The organism is Nocardioides acrostichi, assembly GCF_015319165.1.
In the GTDB taxonomy this organism is placed as follows: Bacteria; Actinomycetota; Actinomycetes; order Propionibacteriales; family Nocardioidaceae; genus Nocardioides; species Nocardioides acrostichi.
The window spans coordinates 532,457-548,708 of sequence record NZ_JADIVZ010000002.1 but is presented as its reverse complement, the minus strand read 5'-3'; the positions used below and the strand labels follow the sequence as shown (position 1 = coordinate 548,708).

Annotated in this window: 17 protein-coding genes and 1 riboswitch; of the genes, 4 read left to right on the top strand and 13 right to left on the bottom strand. The window is 72.1% G+C overall.

Annotation, left to right across the window (positions count from 1 at the left end; translation table 11 throughout):
* Positions 1-14: 14 nt before the first annotated feature.
* Together ISG29_RS07480 and ISG29_RS07475 are read right to left on the bottom strand one after the other, a co-directional pair.
* Positions 15-1,655: an Ig domain-containing protein gene (locus ISG29_RS07480; RefSeq protein WP_194502730.1), complete on the bottom strand. Its 1,641-nt coding sequence runs from the start codon at positions 1,653-1,655 to the stop codon at positions 15-17.
* Positions 1,656-1,724: 69 nt separating this feature from the next.
* A complete protein-coding gene (locus tag ISG29_RS07475; RefSeq protein WP_194502729.1) occupies positions 1,725-2,579 on the bottom strand; it encodes an SGNH/GDSL hydrolase family protein in 855 nt (284 codons plus the stop codon).
* A 192-nt stretch (positions 2,580-2,771) separates the two neighbouring features.
* Between ISG29_RS07475 and ISG29_RS07470 the strand changes: the two genes are divergently transcribed.
* On the top strand, positions 2,772-3,002 hold the full coding sequence (locus ISG29_RS07470) for a hypothetical protein (protein WP_194502728.1): 231 nt from the start codon (positions 2,772-2,774) through the stop codon (positions 3,000-3,002).
* Here the strand turns inward: ISG29_RS07470 and ISG29_RS21560 are convergent.
* From ISG29_RS21560 to ISG29_RS07430, 8 genes are all read right to left on the bottom strand, one after another.
* The gene (locus ISG29_RS21560; protein ID WP_194502727.1) at positions 2,994-4,769 is read right to left on the bottom strand and encodes a putative Ig domain-containing protein; all 1,776 of its coding nucleotides are present in this window, start codon (positions 4,767-4,769) and stop codon (positions 2,994-2,996) included. The genes ISG29_RS07470 and ISG29_RS21560 overlap by 9 nt on opposite strands.
* 88 nt (positions 4,770-4,857) lie before the next feature.
* Complete coding sequence (locus tag ISG29_RS07460; protein ID WP_207792833.1) at positions 4,858-5,373, bottom strand: SRPBCC family protein; 516 nt, start codon at positions 5,371-5,373, stop codon at positions 4,858-4,860.
* Between the two features lie 64 nt (positions 5,374-5,437).
* Positions 5,438-5,713 carry a MoaD/ThiS family protein gene (locus tag ISG29_RS07455; RefSeq protein ID WP_194502726.1) on the bottom strand — a complete coding sequence of 92 codons (276 nt, stop codon included), beginning with the start codon at positions 5,711-5,713 and terminating at the stop codon, positions 5,438-5,440.
* Positions 5,714-5,718: 5 nt separating this feature from the next.
* Positions 5,719-7,002, bottom strand: a complete 1,284-nt coding sequence (gene thrC, locus ISG29_RS07450; protein WP_194502725.1) for a threonine synthase — start codon at positions 7,000-7,002, stop codon at positions 5,719-5,721.
* A gap of 10 nt (positions 7,003-7,012) precedes the next feature.
* Positions 7,013-7,153, bottom strand: a riboswitch (SAM riboswitch).
* 88 nt (positions 7,154-7,241) lie between these two features.
* Positions 7,242-8,108, bottom strand: coding sequence for a trehalose-phosphatase (gene otsB, locus ISG29_RS07445; protein WP_194502724.1), 867 nt, complete (start codon positions 8,106-8,108; stop codon positions 7,242-7,244).
* Between the two features lie 86 nt (positions 8,109-8,194).
* A complete protein-coding gene (locus tag ISG29_RS07440; protein ID WP_456237958.1) occupies positions 8,195-9,028 on the bottom strand; it encodes an HAD-IIA family hydrolase in 834 nt (277 codons plus the stop codon).
* 50 nt (positions 9,029-9,078) lie between these two features.
* On the bottom strand, positions 9,079-9,561 hold the full coding sequence (locus ISG29_RS21555; protein ID WP_328828341.1) for a LytR C-terminal domain-containing protein: 483 nt from the start codon (positions 9,559-9,561) through the stop codon (positions 9,079-9,081).
* Between the two features lie 30 nt (positions 9,562-9,591).
* On the bottom strand, positions 9,592-9,903 hold the full coding sequence (locus ISG29_RS07430; RefSeq protein WP_235958608.1) for a DUF3263 domain-containing protein: 312 nt from the start codon (positions 9,901-9,903) through the stop codon (positions 9,592-9,594).
* Positions 9,904-10,021: 118 nt separating this feature from the next.
* Between ISG29_RS07430 and ISG29_RS07425 the strand changes: the two genes are divergently transcribed.
* The 3 genes from ISG29_RS07425 (at position 10,022) to ISG29_RS07415 (ending at position 13,916) form a co-directional block, all read left to right on the top strand.
* Positions 10,022-11,047 (top strand): Gfo/Idh/MocA family protein, encoded by a 1,026-nt coding sequence (locus ISG29_RS07425; RefSeq protein ID WP_194502721.1) that lies wholly within the window; start codon positions 10,022-10,024, stop codon positions 11,045-11,047.
* Positions 11,048-11,106: 59 nt separating this feature from the next.
* Complete coding sequence (locus ISG29_RS07420) at positions 11,107-12,570, top strand: alpha,alpha-trehalose-phosphate synthase (UDP-forming) (RefSeq protein WP_407940172.1); 1,464 nt, start codon at positions 11,107-11,109, stop codon at positions 12,568-12,570.
* Positions 12,571-12,665: 95 nt separating this feature from the next.
* Positions 12,666-13,916 carry an alpha/beta fold hydrolase gene (locus ISG29_RS07415; protein WP_328828337.1) on the top strand — a complete coding sequence of 417 codons (1,251 nt, stop codon included), beginning with the start codon at positions 12,666-12,668 and terminating at the stop codon, positions 13,914-13,916.
* 45 nt (positions 13,917-13,961) lie between these two features.
* On the opposite strand, the gene ISG29_RS07410 is transcribed toward ISG29_RS07415, so the two are convergent.
* From ISG29_RS07410 to ISG29_RS07400, 3 genes are read right to left on the bottom strand one after another with little or no spacing between them, the layout of a single operon-like run.
* Entirely contained in the window at positions 13,962-14,900 is a 939-nt protein-coding gene (locus ISG29_RS07410) for a carbohydrate kinase family protein (RefSeq protein WP_194502720.1), read from the bottom strand.
* A complete protein-coding gene (locus ISG29_RS07405; protein ID WP_207792832.1) occupies positions 14,897-15,556 on the bottom strand; it encodes a class II aldolase/adducin family protein in 660 nt (219 codons plus the stop codon). The genes ISG29_RS07410 and ISG29_RS07405 overlap by 4 nt, the downstream gene beginning before the upstream one ends.
* Positions 15,553-16,197 carry a TetR/AcrR family transcriptional regulator gene (locus ISG29_RS07400; RefSeq protein ID WP_194502718.1) on the bottom strand — a complete coding sequence of 215 codons (645 nt, stop codon included), beginning with the start codon at positions 16,195-16,197 and terminating at the stop codon, positions 15,553-15,555. Before ISG29_RS07400 ends, ISG29_RS07405 begins: the two co-directional genes overlap by 4 nt.
* Positions 16,198-16,252 lie beyond the last annotated feature (55 nt).

The following is a 16,252-nucleotide window of genomic DNA, read 5'->3' as shown; positions in this document are numbered from 1 at the left end:
GTTCGTCGGTCAGGTCAAGGACGCACGATCAGGTCGAGGGCCTGCGGGTCGCGGCGTCCGGTGTGCAGCTCGACGAAGCGCACCGTGATGCGTCGCTTGGTCACCACGTGCGGGTGCCCCTCGAGGACGCCGTCACTGGTCAGCTTCAGGCCCGCGGGCAGGCGGCCCTTGACCAGCTTCCAGGAGCCGGCGCGCTCGACGTCGGGGATCGGGGTACCGTGCACGTTCTCGATCGGAGCGAGCGCGAGGTCGGCGCGGTACCACTGGCCCTTGTGGGCCACCGGGAGGCTCGTCGTCGCGATCTCGGGGTCGCTGGTCGGCGCGACGCGGTCGACCAGGTACTCGTCGTCATACCCCCCGGCGTCGTTGCTCGCCCGGATCGTCGGGTGGCGCATCACGTCGCGGCTGCGCTGCGGCACCCCGAAGATGCGGCCGGAGTCGGGGTCGAGGTGGATGCCGTAGGGCAGCCGGCCCTTGACCACCTTCCACGAGGTGACCGGGCCGTCGCTGAGCACGGGCCACGGTGGGGCGTCGACGCGGACGCCCTGGTACAGATCCGAGCTGAGCACGGTGAAGAAGGACTGGTACGAGTGCGGCTCGACCCCGAGCATCGCGGGCGGGATGTCGGGATCCTGCGGTCGCAGGGAGACCTGGATGTCGAAGTCGACGACGGTGTGGAAGTCGCGACCGTCGGGCTTGAAGTCGATCGACAGCCACGACCAGTCCCCGTCGTCCTTCGCCACACCGGAGATCAGCCCCGTGCGCGGGTTCAGCGAGAGCCCGGAGGGCAGTCCGGCGTCGTTGAACTTCTTGCCGCCGGGCGTGATCGACCAGGTGCCGTCCAGGTCACCGAGGGTGTGCAGCTGGAGGTGCACCTCCTCGCCCACCTGGAACTGCTGGTCGGGCACCTGCTGAGGTGTCCACGGGCCGTACTCGCCCTGCTCGGTCGCCGGCGTCGTCACGCCCACCGGGTTCTGGTTGCGGATCGCGTCGTCGCGGTTGTCGTAGAGCACCACGCGCTGCGCGTTGCCGCCCTCGTGCAGGCTGACCACGAAGTCCTCGTCGGCCGGCTCGCACTCGCTGTTGTTGCCGCGATCCCACTGGCCGGGCACCATGCGGGTGTAGATGCAGTGCCAGGCGCCGTCGGCCGGGGCGTCGTCGTAGGTCACGTCGACCGGGTAGCCGAAGGACGCGGGGACCACGTTCTCGACGTAGCCGTGGTCGGGCGCGTCGAGGTGTCCGACCGTCGGGGCGTCGTAGATCGGCGCGGACTGCGGTGCGCCGACGTAGGCCGACTCGTCGGCGGTGGCCGGCATGACCACGCGCACCTGGTGGTAGGTGAGCCAGGTGGCGTCGGTCGGTGCGGTGAAGTCGGCGTACCAGTGCTCGTAGGTGGGCTTGAACGGGTAGGTCTGGGTCTCGTCGACCTGCTCCCAGCCGGAGTCGGTGAGGCGCTGGAGCTGGGCGGTGCGCTGCTCGTTCGCCGGCACCTCGAAGCTCATCGAGTAGGTGTCACCCACCAGCACGGGCTGGTTGTGGAACCAGACGCCCTGCTCGGGGACCGTGTCGGCGCGGGCCGCTCCGAGAGGGACGGCGAGGCACACGGCAGCGGCGAGGGCGAGTGAGAGCGCACGGAGGCGGCGGGGGTACGGCACGAGAGACTCACAATCACGGCCGGGGCCGTCCGGCCCCGGTGGCCGATCCTTGCCCGCGACAACTTCACGCTACGTCTGCCCCTCGCGTGAGTAAAGCCCCCGGGGCCCCGGCGGCAGGTGTCCTGGCGGCAGCTCGTCGACGAGCCCGAGAGCTGCGAGGAGGGAGGGCAGCACCGCCTTCGCGGTGCGCTTGTAGCCGGCCGCGCTGGGGTGGAACCGGTCGAGGCTGAAGGCCTCGTCGGGGTCGGTGATGAAGAAGTCGCCCACGACGTCGGCCAGCGACACCACGTGCGCGCCCGCCCCCAGCGCGGCCGCCGACTGCGCCGCCGCGAGTTGGCGCGAGGCACGCGAGCCCAGCGAGCGCAGCGGCTGCGGCACCGGCCGGAGGGCGCCGAGGTCGGGGCAGGTGCCGACGACGACGACCGTGCCCCGCTCATGCAGCCTGGCGATCGCCTCGACCAGATGGCGGCACGACTCGCTCACGGGCACCCGGTGGGTCACGTCGTTCCCGCCGACGACGACGAGCGCGACGTCGGGCCGGTAGTCGACGGGCAGGGTGTCGAGCTGGCCCGCCAGGGCGGCGGACTCCGAGCCCACCACGGCCGCAGTGCGCAGCCGCACCGAGCGGTGCGCCCGCCTGGCCAGCCCCTTGCTGAGCCGACCGCCCAGGGTGTCCTTGCGGCGCTCGGCCCCGAGCCCGGCGGCGACGGAGTCACCCAGCACCAGCAGGTCGAGGGGCTCGCCGTACGCGCGTTTCCACACCCGGTCGGCGTCCGGAGCCTGCTCACCGAGTGGCTTGCCGATCAGCCGGCGGGCGTGAGCGGCCTGGCGAGTGAGCAGCACCTTGGCGCCCAGGCCCAGCCCGACGCCGGCCGCGCCGAGCGCGGTGGTGCCGGTGAGCAGGGTCAGCGCGCGTCGGTCCACGGCTGCGGTTCTAGCCCGGCTCGTTGAACGCCCGGCGAGGAACAGGTTGAGCGCCGATGTCGATCCCCGTCGATCCCCGTCGATCCCCGTCGATCCCCGTCGATCCCCGTCGATCCCCGTCGATCCCCGTCGCTCCCGGCGGGCGCGGCCGTCATTACCGTGGCACCGGCCGAGACGACCCCGGGAGCATGCATGCGATTCCTCGTCCGACGGGCCGAGCCCGACCACTTCGAGAGGTGGGCGACCGCCGACGACGCCGAGCGGACGGCGTTCTTCGACGCCCTGCGCGCCTCCCACGAGGCGGTCTCGGCGCGCGGCGCCATCGTCGCCCGCGAGGGGCTGGCCGCGCCGGACCGCGCGGTGACGCTGCGCAAGGGCGCCGTCACGCAGGGGCAGGCCGAGGTCGGGGCGGGCTCACGGTAGAACGGTGACGACCAGCGGCCGAGTCGCGATGCGTCCCGTGCCGGACTCGGTGAAGCGGACCGTCACCGAGAACGCCCCCGCCTTCGTGGGTTGGCCCGTGATCACGCCGTCCGGGCTCAGCCGCAGGCCGGGCGGGAGCGAGCCGAGCGCGACACGCCACGTGCCGTCGCGGGGCACGGTGACCGAGGTACGACCCCGCTCGACCCGCAGCGGCGCCACCACGCGGCCGGCGTAGCCCTCGTCGACCCGACCGACGGGCAGCTGGCGCAGCTGCACCACCGGCGCCGGGCTGCTGGTGCAGGCGGGCAGCCGTACCGTGCGGCGGGCCAGCACCTCGCCCGCGTCGTCTCGACCGTCGAGGCGCACCAGACGAGGCGCGCCCGGGTGCTGCGGTGCACCCGAGACGACGGCGCTGGCGCCGTCGAGCTCGAGACCGGGCGGCAGCGCGCCCGAGGTGAGGGTCCAGCGCAGCGGCGTGGCGGTGTCCATCCGGAGCGCGCTGCGCACCGCGAGGCCGAGCAGGCAGTAGTAGTCGGCGTCGACGTGCTCGACGTCGGCCACCGGCGGTTCCGTCGCCGTGTCCGAGGGCGAGGGAGCGCTCCCCGCGGACGCCGTGGGCGAGCCGCCGGCGCTCGGGGCGGCGGCCTTCGCCGCGGCGACGCCGAGACGCCGCGACACCAGCACGGGTCGTCCGTTGCGGGGCGTGAACTGCACGAGCAGGCGCTGGCGCCCGGCCGTGCGTGGCGTGCCGGTGAGGTGGCCGTCGCGGGTGATCCGGGCCCACGCGGCTACCGGCGTCGAGTCGCGCGTCGAGTCGGACAGCGATGCCGCCGGTAGCAGCCGCCAGGTGCCGGGGAGTGCGGGGGTCGTGTGCAGCTCGACGTCGAGGCGGCGGCCGACGCGGGCGCGAGGCAGGGTGCCCGGGCGCACCACGGGCAGGACCGTGTAGTCGGGCTGGGTGGCGACGGCCGCCGGGGTGGTCGCGACCACGCGGCCGTCGTCGAGCAGTGCGCCACGCACGAGCCAGGCCCCCGCCTCGCAGGCGCGCGTCTGCGCCGACGGCTCGTGGCAGCCGCGGTCGAAGCCGGGCAGGGTGCCCCACCCGTTCTCGTCGAGCGCCACCGGGGCCGCCCGCGTGGTCGGTGTCCACACACCGTCGCGCAACACCTCGAGCCGGGCTCGGGCCCCGGAGGCTGCGTCGGCGAAGACGACCTGACCGGTGATGAGCTGGTTGCCGGCGAACGACCGTGACACGTCGATACTGCCGGTCTGGATCGACGCACTGCTCGCACTGACGCTGGTCATCACCGGCGGCGTCTGGAGGGCCGGCTTCGTGGAGCCCAGGGGGCGCACCGTGCGGGCCAGCAGCGAGATCGGCCCCGTGAACCCGCTGGGCACGGAGAGGTCACCTCGCCACCGTCCGCGGCCGTCGGTGCGGCCGCGCAGCACGGCCACCGGCCCGCGGTCGGTGCCGACCAACAGCTGTACGGGCCGCTCCTTCGCAGGGAGCGTGACCTCGAACGCGAGGTCGTCACCCCAGGCGAGCGATGTCCTCGAGAGGGTCAGCTCACCACGCTGCACCGGGTGTGGGATCGCCTTCTTCCGCAGAGGGCGGTCGGCTCGCCTGCCCTCGTGCACGGTCGGGGCCCTCGAGGAGGCAGGCGAGCGATCGCGCTGCGAGGCCTGCGGGTCGTCGTCTCGGCAAGCGCTGAGCAGGGTGCCGGTGAGCGCGAGCGCGAGCAGGCCCGCCGCACTCCCTCGCCGCACGACTCGCATCCCCACCCCCCCGGGGCCTCAGTGGTCCCAGCAGTCACACTGGTACCGGATCGAGTGTAGGCGTGAGGGCGGGTGTGCGTCAGCGGGCGAAGCGTTGGTCGGTGTAGCGGCGCAGGTTGCGCAGGAACCAGCGGAAGGCCAGGTTCTGCACCGGACCCGACAGCCGGGCGACCACCCTCTGGGCTCCGGTGGGCCAAAGAGCCAGGGTCCAGGTGAGTCGGCAGCCCTCGGCCGTGGCCACCACCTCGTAGTACTCACCGAACGCGTCGGTGTCGGGGATGTTGGCGCTGGTGAAGTGGAAGCCCATGGTGCGGGGCGGATCCCAGTCGAAGAACTCCTCCTCCCCCACGATGCCGCCGCGCATGCCCACCGTGCGCGTGCTCCCGACGCCGATGTCGCCGTCCGCGGCGCCGGGGCTGGTCCAGGTGACCTGCGTGATCGCCTTGGCCCAGTGCGGCCATGCCTCGGCGTCGGCCAGCACCTCGAAGAGCTGCTCGGGGGTGATCGCGAGGTCGACGGAGTTGGCGAAGCGCAGTGGGGCATCCGCGATCTCGGCGGCGCCGACGGGGCGGCAGGGCGTCATCGTGCGAGGCATGGGGGTGATCCTGCCCGAGTTCGCCCCGAAGTGGAACGTGTTCTCGTTTGCTGAGCGGCCGCGCTCAGCCGCCCGCGACCGCCGGGATGATCGAGACCTTGGTGCCATCCGGCGTCGGGGTGGCGAGGTCGTCGAGGAAGCGCACGTCCTCGTCACCCACGTACACGTTGACGAACCGACGCAGACGTCCGTTGTCGTCGAGCACACGCGCCCGGATGCCCGCGTAGTGGGCCTCGAGGTCGTCGAGCACGGCGCTGAGCGTGTCGCCGCTCGCGGAGACCTCGGAGGCGCCCTGGGTGTAGGTGCGCAGGATCGTCGGCACCCGGACCTCGACGCTCATCGAGCTCAGACCAGGCCGGTGGAGACGAAGGCGCCGTACGACGGCTTGATGGTGGCGGCCGGCCCGACCTCGTCGGCGACGGCGTCGAGCGTCTTCAGGCCCATGCCGGTGTTGATGACGACGGTCTCGAGCGTGGTGTCGAGCTGGCCGGTCTCGACCAGCTTCTTCAAGACCCCGACCGTGGTGCCGCCGGCGGTCTCGGTGAACACGCCCTCGGTGCGGGCGAGCAGGAGGATGCCCTCGCGCACCTCGTCGTCGGTCACGTCCTCCACCGCCCCGCCGGTCTCACGGCAGATGTCGAGCACGTAGATGCCGTCGGCGGGGTTGCCGATGGCCAGGGACTTGGCGATGGTGTCGGGCTTGACCGGGCGGATCGCGTCGGTGTCGGCCTTGTAGGCGGTCGACACCGGGGAGCAGCCGGTGGCCTGGGCGCCGAAGATCCTGACCGGCTTGTCGTCGACGAGCCCGAGCTTCACGAGCTCCTGGAACGCCTTGTGCACCTTGGTGAGCTGCGAGCCCGACGCGACCGGGATGACGACCTGGTCGGGCAGCCGCCAGCCGAGCTGCTCGGCGATCTCGTAGCCCAGCGTCTTGGACCCCTCGGCGTAGAAGGGGCGCACGTTGACGTTGACGAACGCCCACCCCTCCTCCTCGCCGGCGATCTCGGAGGCCAGCTTGTTGACGTCGTCGTAGTTGCCCTCGACCGCGACGAGGGAGTCGGTGTAGACCGCGGAGTTGACCTGCTTGGGCTTCTCGAGGTTGCTGGGGATGAACACGACCGTCTTGATGCCGGCGCGGGCGCCGGCGGCGGCCACGGCGTTGGCCAGGTTGCCCGTCGAGGGGCAGGCGAAGACCTTGGCGTGCAGCTCGCGGGCGGCGCTGAGCGCACACGCGACGACGCGGTCCTTGAAGGAGTTGGTGGGGTTGGTGGAGTCGTCCTTGACCCAGAGCTTGTCGATGCCCAGTTCGGCGGCGAGATTGCGCGCCTCGAGCAGACGGGTGAAGCCGGGCTCGGTGTTCGGGCTCTGCTCGATGTCGGTCGGCACCGGCAGCAGCGCCTTGTAGCGCCAGATGTTGCGCGGACCGGCCGCGATCTCCTCGCGGGTCACGGTCGGGAAGTCGTAGGAGACCTCGAGCGGACCGAAGCACTCCGGGCATGCGTAGTGCGGGCCGAGAGCCACCTCGTGGCCGCACTCGCGGCAACACAGCGCGCGGGCGTTGCCGAACGCGCCGTCGCGCAGCACCGTGCCCTGCTCGGTGACGGTGAGACCTTCGGGTGCAGCGCTCATGGAGTCCTCCTCCTCATCTTTCCCTGGCGCGTCTCTCGCACCGGGCCGGAATCGGCACCTTTTCCACGACCAGCCAGGACGGGCCGGGCGGAGGTTCGTGGCGGTTGCCGGGACGTCGTCGGGCCGTTCCCTCAGTCCCTCTTGATGAGCAACGCCAGCCTACGGGCGCCGTGGTTGCACCCGGAAATCGAGATCCCAACATCCGGACTTTGCGTCCGGATGGCGAGACAGTCCGAGGGTCAGGCGCAGACCGGAGCGCCGGTGGTGGGCGCGCCCGCGGCGAGGCGGGCCAGCAGGTCGACGACGCCGGCGGGCCCGGGCACCACGAGATCGGCGGACTGCCGCAGCGCGGACTCCTCCGACGAGGCCGAGCAGACCCGCAGCACCGGGAGACCGCCATCGGCCAGCGCGGTGAGCGCCTCGAACGCCTGGACGTCGCCGAGGTCGTCGCCGGCGAAGAGGAAGCCGGAGGGCGAGAGCCGCTCGACCAGGTGCTGCACGACCTGGCCCTTGTCCATGCCCCCGGTGCGGACCTCGACCACGTTGCGGCCGGGCTCGACGATGAGATCGTGCCGCTCGGCGAGCTCGGTCAGCAAGGGCAGCACGGCTCGGAAGGCTCCCGCGGGATCTGCCAGCCGCCGGGTGTGCACCGCCACCGCCAGGCCCTTGTCCTCGACGAAGGCGTCGTCGGCACCGGCCTCGCCCAGCACGTGGGGCAGCTCGCGCTCGAACGCGACCAGGCCTCGCGGCGGGCGGGGCGCGTCGATGCGCCGGGCCGACGACGTCCAGCGCTCGTGGCCGTACTGGCCGAACACGTAGAGCTGCGAGCCCGCGGCCTCGACCGCGTCGCCGATCTCCTCCAGCCCGCCCAGGTCGAGCACCTGCCGGGCCGGGCGCCCGGTGATGACCGCGATCGCCCGCACGTGCGAAGCCAGGGCCACCAGAGCAGCGCCCGCCTCGGGATGGATGTGCGCCTGTTCCGGGTCGTCGACGATCGGCGCCAGGGTGCCGTCGAAGTCGAGCCCCACGACGACGTCGTCGAGCACGTCGAGCAGCGCCGTCCACCGGCGTTCACCATCGGCGGTGCAGTGCAGGGAGCCAGGCATGCGACCAGCCAACCACGTCGGCGCCACCCGCGGAGGGGAAGCCCCCCTGCGCCGCCGAGCGCACCCGGTCGACCGACGAGGCCCACTCAGGCGGACGGCGACTTCTTGCGCACCAGCGTGACGAGATCCGCGACCGAGTCGACGACGTGGCTGGCCCGGTAGGGATAGCTGTCGACCTGGCTCGCCTTCGTCGAGCCGGTGAGCACCAGGAACGTGCGCAGCCCCGCCTCGAGTCCGGCGATGACATCGGTGTCCATGCGGTCGCCGATCATCACCGTGGTCTCCGAGTGGGCCTCGACCTTGTTCAGCGCGAACCGCATCATCAGCGAGTTGGGCTTGCCCACGAAGTAGGGCTCCCGCATCGTGGCGCGGGCGATGAGCGCCGCCACCGACCCCGTGGCCGGCAGCGTGCCCTCGGGACTGGGGCCGCTGGGATCGGGGTTCGTGGCGATGAAGCGCGCCCCGCTCTCGATCAGGCGGATGGCCTTGGTGATCGCCTCGAAGGAGTACGTGCGGGTCTCGCCGAGCACCACGTAGTCGGGGTCGCGGTCACTGAGCACGTATCCGATGTCGTGCAGGGCCGTCGTGAGCCCGGCCTCACCCACGACGAAGGCCGAGCCGCCGGGTCGCTGGTCGTCGAGGAACGTGGCCGTGGCCAGGGCCGAGGTCCAGATGTTCTCCTCCGGCACGTCGATGCCGCTGGCCAGCAGCCGGGCGCGGAGGTCGCGTGGGGTGTAGATCGAGTTGTTCGTCAAGACCATGAACTGTCGATCGTGCGACTTCAGGGCCTCGATGAAGTCGTCGGCTCCCGGGATCATCTGCTCCTCGCGGACCAGCACCCCGTCCATGTCGGTCAGCCAGGTCTCGATGGCACGCGCGTCGGTCATGCCTGCAATCAAGCAGATCCGGCGTCGCGGGATGCTCCCCCGACCGGTCACGATCGCCGGATGCGCGACCGCGCCGCGCGTGCCTACTCCAGCGGACCGGTGAGGATGAGCGTGAGCCGATCCATCTTCATGGGGTCGACGGCGGGAGCCGTGCGGCTGACCCCGAGGTCGAGGGCCAGCTGCTTGCCGGCGCGTGCGAGCTGCGGCGGGTAGTAGACGGTGGTGGTGGGGATGGTGCCGTACCAGTTGTCGGCGCCCACGACCTGCCAGCCGGCGTCACCCACCCGCTGGGCCACCCGGCCCGCGAGGCCGGTGACCGAGGAGTTGTTGAAGACCTCGACGTAGATCTTGCCGCGCTGGATCGCCGGCGGCTTCTTCTTCGTGGGCCGCGGGGAGGCGGAGGCCGAGGCCGAGGTGCTGGGCGTGGCCGCCGGAGAGGTCTCCGTGCCGCGAGCGGCGGGCGTGATCTCCTTCTCGGCCGGCGCGTCACCGCGCGTGGCGACGAACGCCACCGCGGCGAGGAAGACGGCCACGACGGAGAGGATCACGACCGGCGAGGGGAACACGGCGCCTCGCTGACCACGGCGACGCACGGCTCAGACCTCGAAGCCGAGACGGCGGGCCGAGCGCTGACGCTGGCGCGCTGCGCGCAGCCGCCGCAGCCGACGCACCAACAGCGGGTCGACCTCGAGCGCCTCGGGGCGGTCGATGATCGCGTTGAGCACCTGGTAGTAGCGAGTGGCGCTCATGTCGAACTTCTCGCGAACGGCGGTCTCCTTGGCGCCCGCGTACTTCCACCACTGACGCTCGAAGTCGAGGATGGCGCAGTCGCGTTCGCTCAACGCGGGCGCGGTCTCGTCGGAGAGGGCGTGAGCGTCGTGGCGCTGGTCGTCGCGCTGGGGCTCCATGGCACGCTCCCGATCATCTCGACATGGGGGACGCCCTCACTGTAGACCATGGAATGACACCCGTGTCATTACCCGGCGCCGGTGGTTTCGGTGCGTCGCCGCCGCATACGGTGGCGCCATGACCGACATCGGGGGGTCCGAAACGAACGCGCCGGTGCGTTTCGGCTTCCTGGCCACCGGCAAGATCGCGCGCAAGGTCGCCGCCGACCTCCCCCTCGTGCCCGGTGCCGAGCTCGTCGCTGCGGGCGCCCGCAGCCTGGAGTCGGCCCGCGCGTTCGTGACCGAGCACGCCCCCGGCGCCCGCTCCCACGGCTCCTACGCCGACCTCGTCGCCGACGAGGGCGTCGACGTCGTCTACGTCGCGACTCCGCACGCCTTCCACCTCGAGCACGTACGCCTGGCCCTGGAGGCGGGCAAGCACGTGCTCTGCGAGAAGCCGGTCACGCTCACCGCGGCCGACGCCGAGGAGATGGTCGCGCTCGCCGAGCAGCACGACCGCTTCCTCATGGAGGCGATGTGGACGGCGACCCATCCGGTGGTCACCGAGGTCGCGGCCCGCCTCGCGACGGGCGAGTTCGGCACGCCCCGGCACCTGCGCGCCGAGCTCGGCTTCGTCGTCCCCGACGTGCCCGACGACCGGCTGCTCGACCCCACCCTCGGTGCGAGCGCACTGCTCGACATGGGCATCTACCCCCTCACCCTGGCGCACCTGCTGCTCGGAGAGGCCGATGAGCTGCGCGCCACGGCCCACCTCTCGGGGCGCGGCGTCGATCTCGACGTGGCGATCGCCGGGCGCTACCCCGGCGGCGCCACGGCGTCCTTGTCGGCGTCCATGACGTCGTGGTCGGACCGCTCGGGCGCCCTGGCCACCGACACCGGACGCCTCGACCTCCTCGGCCAGTGCCACCACCCCGACGGCGCCGCGTTCACCCCCCACGACGGCGGGCCCGTGGTCGAGATGCGCGGGGTCCAGCCGGTGATCGGCGCCGGCTACGGCAACGAGCTCGCCGAGGTGGTGCGCTGCGTGCGCGCGGGCCTGCGCGAGAGTCCGCTCGTGCCGCACGCGCAGACCCTGGCCCTCATGCGTCAGATGGACGACGTGCGCGCCCAGGTCGGCGTCCGCTTCGCACAGGAGCCGAGGTGAGCCCTCGCTGGTCGCCACCGCGCCTGCGACCGGCCGTGCCCTCACCCGTGCGCGCAGCCGTGGCGGCGGTCACGCCGGATAAGGTCGACGGCGTGTCCTACGACCTGGTGATCGTCGCCAACCGGCTGCCCGTCGACCGGGTGGAGAACGCCGACGGAACCCGCGGCTGGCGCACCTCGCCCGGTGGCCTCGTCACGGCGATCGAGCCGGTGATGCGAGCCAACCACGGGGTGTGGATCGGTTGGCCGGGCGGCACCGAGACCGACCTCGAGCCGTTCGAGCACGACGGCATGAGCCTGGCCCCGATGACCATGACGCCCGAGGAGATCGAGGAGTTCTACGAGGGCTTCTCCAACGGCACGCTGTGGCCGCTCTACCACGACGTCGTCGGCAAGCCCGAGTACCACCGCGAGTGGTGGGAGCGCTACGTCTCGGTCAACGAGCGGTTCGCCGAGAAGGCGGCCGGGCTGGCCGCCAAGGGCGCGACCGTCTGGGTGCACGACTACCAGCTCCAACTGGTGCCGGAGATGCTGCGTCGGATCCGCCCCGACCTGCGCATCGGCTTCTACCTGCACATCCCGTTCCCCCCGGCCGAGCTGTTCCAGCAGCTGCCGTGGCGGCGTCAGCTGCTCGAGGGCCTGCTGGGCGCCGACCTGGTCGGCTTCCAGCTGCCGGGCGGCGCCCAGAACTTCGTGCGTCTGGTGCGTCAACGCGTCGGCCACCGCACCCAGAGCGGCACGGTGTTCCTCCCCGACGGCCGCGAGGTGCGCGCCGCGGCGTTCCCGATCTCCATCGACGCCAAGGGGTTCGAGGAGCTCGCCCGCAAGCCGGCCGTCGAGAAGCGGGTCGAGGCGATCCGCACGGCCCTGGGCAACCCGAAGAAGATCTTCCTCGGCGTCGACCGGCTCGACTACACCAAGGGCATCTACGCTCGGCTGCGCGCGTTCGCCGAGCTGATGGGCGAGGGCCACATCGACGTCGAGGACGCCGTGTTCGTGCAGGTCGCCGTGCCCTCGCGGGAGCAGGTGGAGCAGTACCGCATCCTGCGTGACGACATCGATCGGCTCGTCGGTCGCATCAACGGCGACCACGGCCGCATCGGCCGCCCCGCGATCCACTACCTGCACAACTCCTACCCGCGCGAGGAGATGGCGGCGTTCTACCGACTCGCCGACGTCATGGTCGTCACGCCCTACCGCGACGGCATGAACCTGGTGGCCAAGGAGTACGTCGCCACCCGCTACGAGGACGACGGCGCGCTGGTGCTCTCGGAGTTCGCCGGCGCCGCCGACGAGCTGCGTCAGGCGTGGCTGGTCAACCCCTACGACATCAACGGCATGAAGGCGGCGCTGCTCGAGGCCTACCGCGCCGACGACCGCGAGACCACCCGCCGCATGCGCGCCATGCGCCGTCAGGTCACCCAGCACGACGTCGTCGCCTGGGCCGAGGCGTTCATGACCTCGTTGACCGACCTCGACGGCGACGGCCCGCACTCCACCATCGTCAAGCCGCCCAAGCGCTGAACGGCGGCCCGGGCGGGGCCGGATGCACCGTCGCGTGATGAACAGCACCGTGACCAAAGGCGCCGACGGTAGTTTGGTGACTCGGAGGTAACGACGTGGACCTGATCCCCAAGCCCGATCAGATGGTGTCGGCGGCCAGCAACGTGGCCCAGAAGACGCTGTACGGCGGACTGGCCGACTTGCGACCGATGCCGCGCACCCTCATCGACGAGGGTCAGCTCAGGGAGGTGTACCACTACCGACCGCAGGCGACGGTCAAGGAGCAGGGCGACCCCGTGCTGCTCGTGACGCCGCTCGCGGCGCCGTCCTTGTGCTACGACCTGCGGCGCAGCTGCTCGCTGGTGGAGCACTTCGTGACCCAGGGGCGGCCGACCTACCTGGTCGAGTACGGCGAGGTGTCGTTCAAGAACCGCTCGCTCGGCCTGGAGCACTGGGTCGACGAGGTGGTGCCGACGGCGATCCGCGAGGTGTCGAAGCACGCGGGCGGGCGGCCGGTGCACGTGGTGGGCTGGAGCCTGGGGGGCATCTTCATGATGCTGGCCGCGGCCGACGACCTCGACCTGCCCATCGCCTCGCTCACCGTCGTCGGCTCGCCGTGGGACGTCTCGCAGGTTCCGATGATCGCTCCACTGCGACCGCTGCTGAACATCGCCGCCGGCAAGGGCCCCATCACCGGCGCCTACCGGTTGCTCGGCGGGGCCCCCAAGCCGCTGGTGCGCTGGGCGTTCCAGCTCAGCTCCTTCCAGAAGCTCATCACCAAGCCGCTCGCGGTCGCGACGCACCTCGACGACACCGACTTCCTCGCCCAGGTCGAGGCGGTCGACCGGTTCACGGCCAACATGATCGCCTACCCCGGCCGCAGCTTCGGGCAGCTCTACCACCGCTTCATCAAGGGCAACGCGCTCATGGGCGGGGTCTTCGAGCTCGACGACCGCGAGATCGAGATCGGCGCCATTGCCGCGCCGGTGCTCGTCTTCGCCGGCTCGACCGACGGCATCGCGCCGGCGAACGCCGTCAAGGCGATCGTGCCGCAGCTGACGAAGGCGGCCGAGGTCCGCTTCGAGATCGTGCCCGGCGGCCACCTCGGCATGCTCACCGGCCGCGCGGCCCGCACCACCACCTGGCAGGTGCTCGACGAGTGGGTCGACCAGTGGTCGACCGATGCCGAGCAGGACGCCGGCACGCGGCCGCCGACCAGCACCGGCAAGGCCGCCGCCAAGGCCGTCAAGGGGGCCCGCAACTCCGGCTCCGGCAAACCGCGCAAGAAGGCCGCCAGCCGCCAGGCCATCGGCTCCAACCCCAGCCGCCGCCACTCCTCGGCCTCCTCGCGCTCGCTGGCGAAGTAGGAGTCACCACCTCCCGCTCGCGCGGGTCACCAGACCAAACAGCAGTCAACGCGTAGGCGTGGCCTCGGCGAAGGCACGCACGGAGTCGAGGTCGTAGGAGCCGGCGTCGGTGCCGAGCCCGGCGGCGACCTGGGCGGCGGCCGCGCAGCCGAGCCGGGCGGCCTCGGCGAGGGAGAGTCCCTCGAGACGGCCACGCAGGAACCCGGCAGAGAACGCGTCGCCGCAGCCGGTCGTGTCGACGACGTCGATCGCGAACGCCGGCACCTCGATCGTCTCCTCGGCGGTGACCACCACGGCCCCGCGGGCGCCGGCGGTGACCGCCACACACCCGGCACCCGCCTGCACCAGCGCGAGCGCTCCGCTCGCCAGGTCGCTCGCACCGGTGAGGCCGAGCACCTGCTCGTCGTTGGGCAGCAGGTAGTCGCACTGCGGCAGGGCGTCGGCGACCCACGCGAGCAGATCGGGGTCGCCCGGCGCGAGCAGGTCGAGGGACGTCGTGGCACCGACGGCGCGGGCCCGCGCGAGCAGCTCGCCCGCGGCCGGTCCGCCGAGGAACTCCGGCCCGCCCAGGTGCAGATGGGCGACGTCGTCCAGCGCGTCGGGCGCGAGGTCGTCGAGAGCGAACGCACCGTTCGCGCCGATGCAGTGCCACGCCGGCCGGTCGCCGTTCGGGCGCACCGGCAGCACGGAGGCCGAGGTCTGCACGTCGGCCCTGCGCAGCAGCCCGCCGACGTCGATGCCCTCGGCTCGCAGCAGCGCGAGCAGCGTCTCGGCGATCGGGTCGGTACCCACCGCCCCGAAGGAGCGCACCGCACAGCCGAGTCGCGCGAGCACGAGCCCGGTGCCGCCGGCCGTGCCGGCTGCCGACATCCGGATCGTCTCGACGAGCTGGCCCTGCGAGCCCGAGGGGATCGACTCCACGCCGATCACGTGGGTGTCGAGCACGTGCACACCGGCCACGGCGACGCTCACAGCAGCACTCATCGGGTTCCTCCGTATCCGCGGGCCAACGCGGCCCTGATCACGTCCGCCTGCTGCTCCTCGGTGAGCAGCCGCGGGGGTCCGAGCACGCTCGCCCGGTGGTGCAGCGCGGCGAGCCATTCCAACAGCACGGCCCGCTCGACGGCCTGGTCGAGGCTGTCGCCGATCGTCACGGCGCCGTGGTTCGCCATGAGGACGCCGCTGCGCCCGGCCAGCGCCTCTCGCACCGAGGCCGCCAGCTCCGGCGTGCCGAAGGTGGCGTACGGCGCCACCCGGATCGCGCCGCCCAACAACAGCTGCTGGTAGTGCAGCACCGGCAGCTCCTCGAGCACGCAGGCGACCGCGGTCGAGAACGGCGCATGCACGTGCACCACCGCCGCCGCGCCGGTGTCGGCGCGCACGCCCAGGTGCAGGGCGAGCTCGGACGTCGGGGTGCCCACCGCGTCCGAGCTCGCCTCTCCCTCCCCACCCGCGGGCGCGTCGACGGCGACCACGTCGCCGGACGCGCACTCCGCGAGGTCGATCCCCGAGGCGGTGACCCAGGTGGTCCCACCCACGGCCAGGCTCACGTTGCCGCCGGTGCCCACCACGAGCCCCTCGGCCGCGAGCCGCCGTGCGGCCGCCGCGACATCGGCCCGCACCGTGTCGGTCGCCTTCACCACGGCACCCCCGCGAGCCCGGCCGGGGTGGCGTGCCGCTCGAGGTACGCGGTGACCATGGCGATGCCCTCCTCGACGAGCGCCTGGTCGCCCGCGGGGTCGTGCTCGTAGGCGAGCTGGAAGACTCGGTCGCCGACCTCGACGGCGAGAGTCACCGCGGCGAGGCCGAGATCGTCGTCCGCGAGGCCGAGCTCGAGGGCCAGCGCGTGCAGGTCGCGGGCGATGCGCGCGTTGTGCTCGCGGCCGAAGCGGGCGAGGGCGAGGTTGCTGCGCCCCCGCAGGTAGATCTCGACGAACGCGGGGCGCCGCGCGTACACGCGTACGAACGACGTCATCGACGAGCGCACGAGCCCCGCCACGCTCACGCGCTCGAGGGCGGCGAGATCCTCGGCCACCTGGCGGTCCATCTCGTCCATGTCGCGGCCGGCCAGGGCCAGCAACACCGACTCCTTGTCGCCGAAGTACTGGTAGAGCGAGGCCACCGGGACGCCCGCACGCTCGGCGATGTGCCGCGTGGTGAGCGCCTCGACGCCGACGTCGACGACGAGATCCTGGGTCGCGTCGAGGATCGACTCGACCCGGCGACGACTGCGCTCCTGGGTCGGGATGCGGCGCACTCCACTGGTCGAGACGGCTGACATGTGGGCCACCCTAGGGTAGATTTCCCGAATCTGACACATGTTCACGTTACTGCCT

Excerpts from the sequence above, each read along its gene's own strand:
- ISG29_RS07410 (WP_194502720.1), bottom strand. The coding sequence starts at position 14,900 with ATGAGTGCTGCTGTGAGCGTCGCCGTGGCCGGTGTGCACGTGCTCGAC.
- thrC (WP_194502725.1), bottom strand. The coding sequence starts at position 7,002 with ATGAGCGCTGCACCCGAAGGTCTCACCGTCACCGAGCAGGGCACGGTG.
- ISG29_RS07400 (WP_194502718.1), bottom strand. The coding sequence starts at position 16,197 with ATGTCAGCCGTCTCGACCAGTGGAGTGCGCCGCATCCCGACCCAGGAG.
- ISG29_RS07470 (WP_194502728.1), top strand. The coding sequence starts at position 2,772 with ATGCGATTCCTCGTCCGACGGGCCGAGCCCGACCACTTCGAGAGGTGG.
- ISG29_RS07430 (WP_235958608.1), bottom strand. The coding sequence starts at position 9,903 with ATGGAGCCCCAGCGCGACGACCAGCGCCACGACGCTCACGCCCTCTCC.
- ISG29_RS07455 (WP_194502726.1), bottom strand. The coding sequence starts at position 5,713 with ATGAGCGTCGAGGTCCGGGTGCCGACGATCCTGCGCACCTACACCCAG.
- ISG29_RS07460 (WP_207792833.1), bottom strand. The coding sequence starts at position 5,373 with ATGCCTCGCACGATGACGCCCTGCCGCCCCGTCGGCGCCGCCGAGATC.
- otsB (WP_194502724.1), bottom strand. The coding sequence starts at position 8,108 with ATGCCTGGCTCCCTGCACTGCACCGCCGATGGTGAACGCCGGTGGACG.
- ISG29_RS07425 (WP_194502721.1), top strand. The coding sequence starts at position 10,022 with ATGACCGACATCGGGGGGTCCGAAACGAACGCGCCGGTGCGTTTCGGC.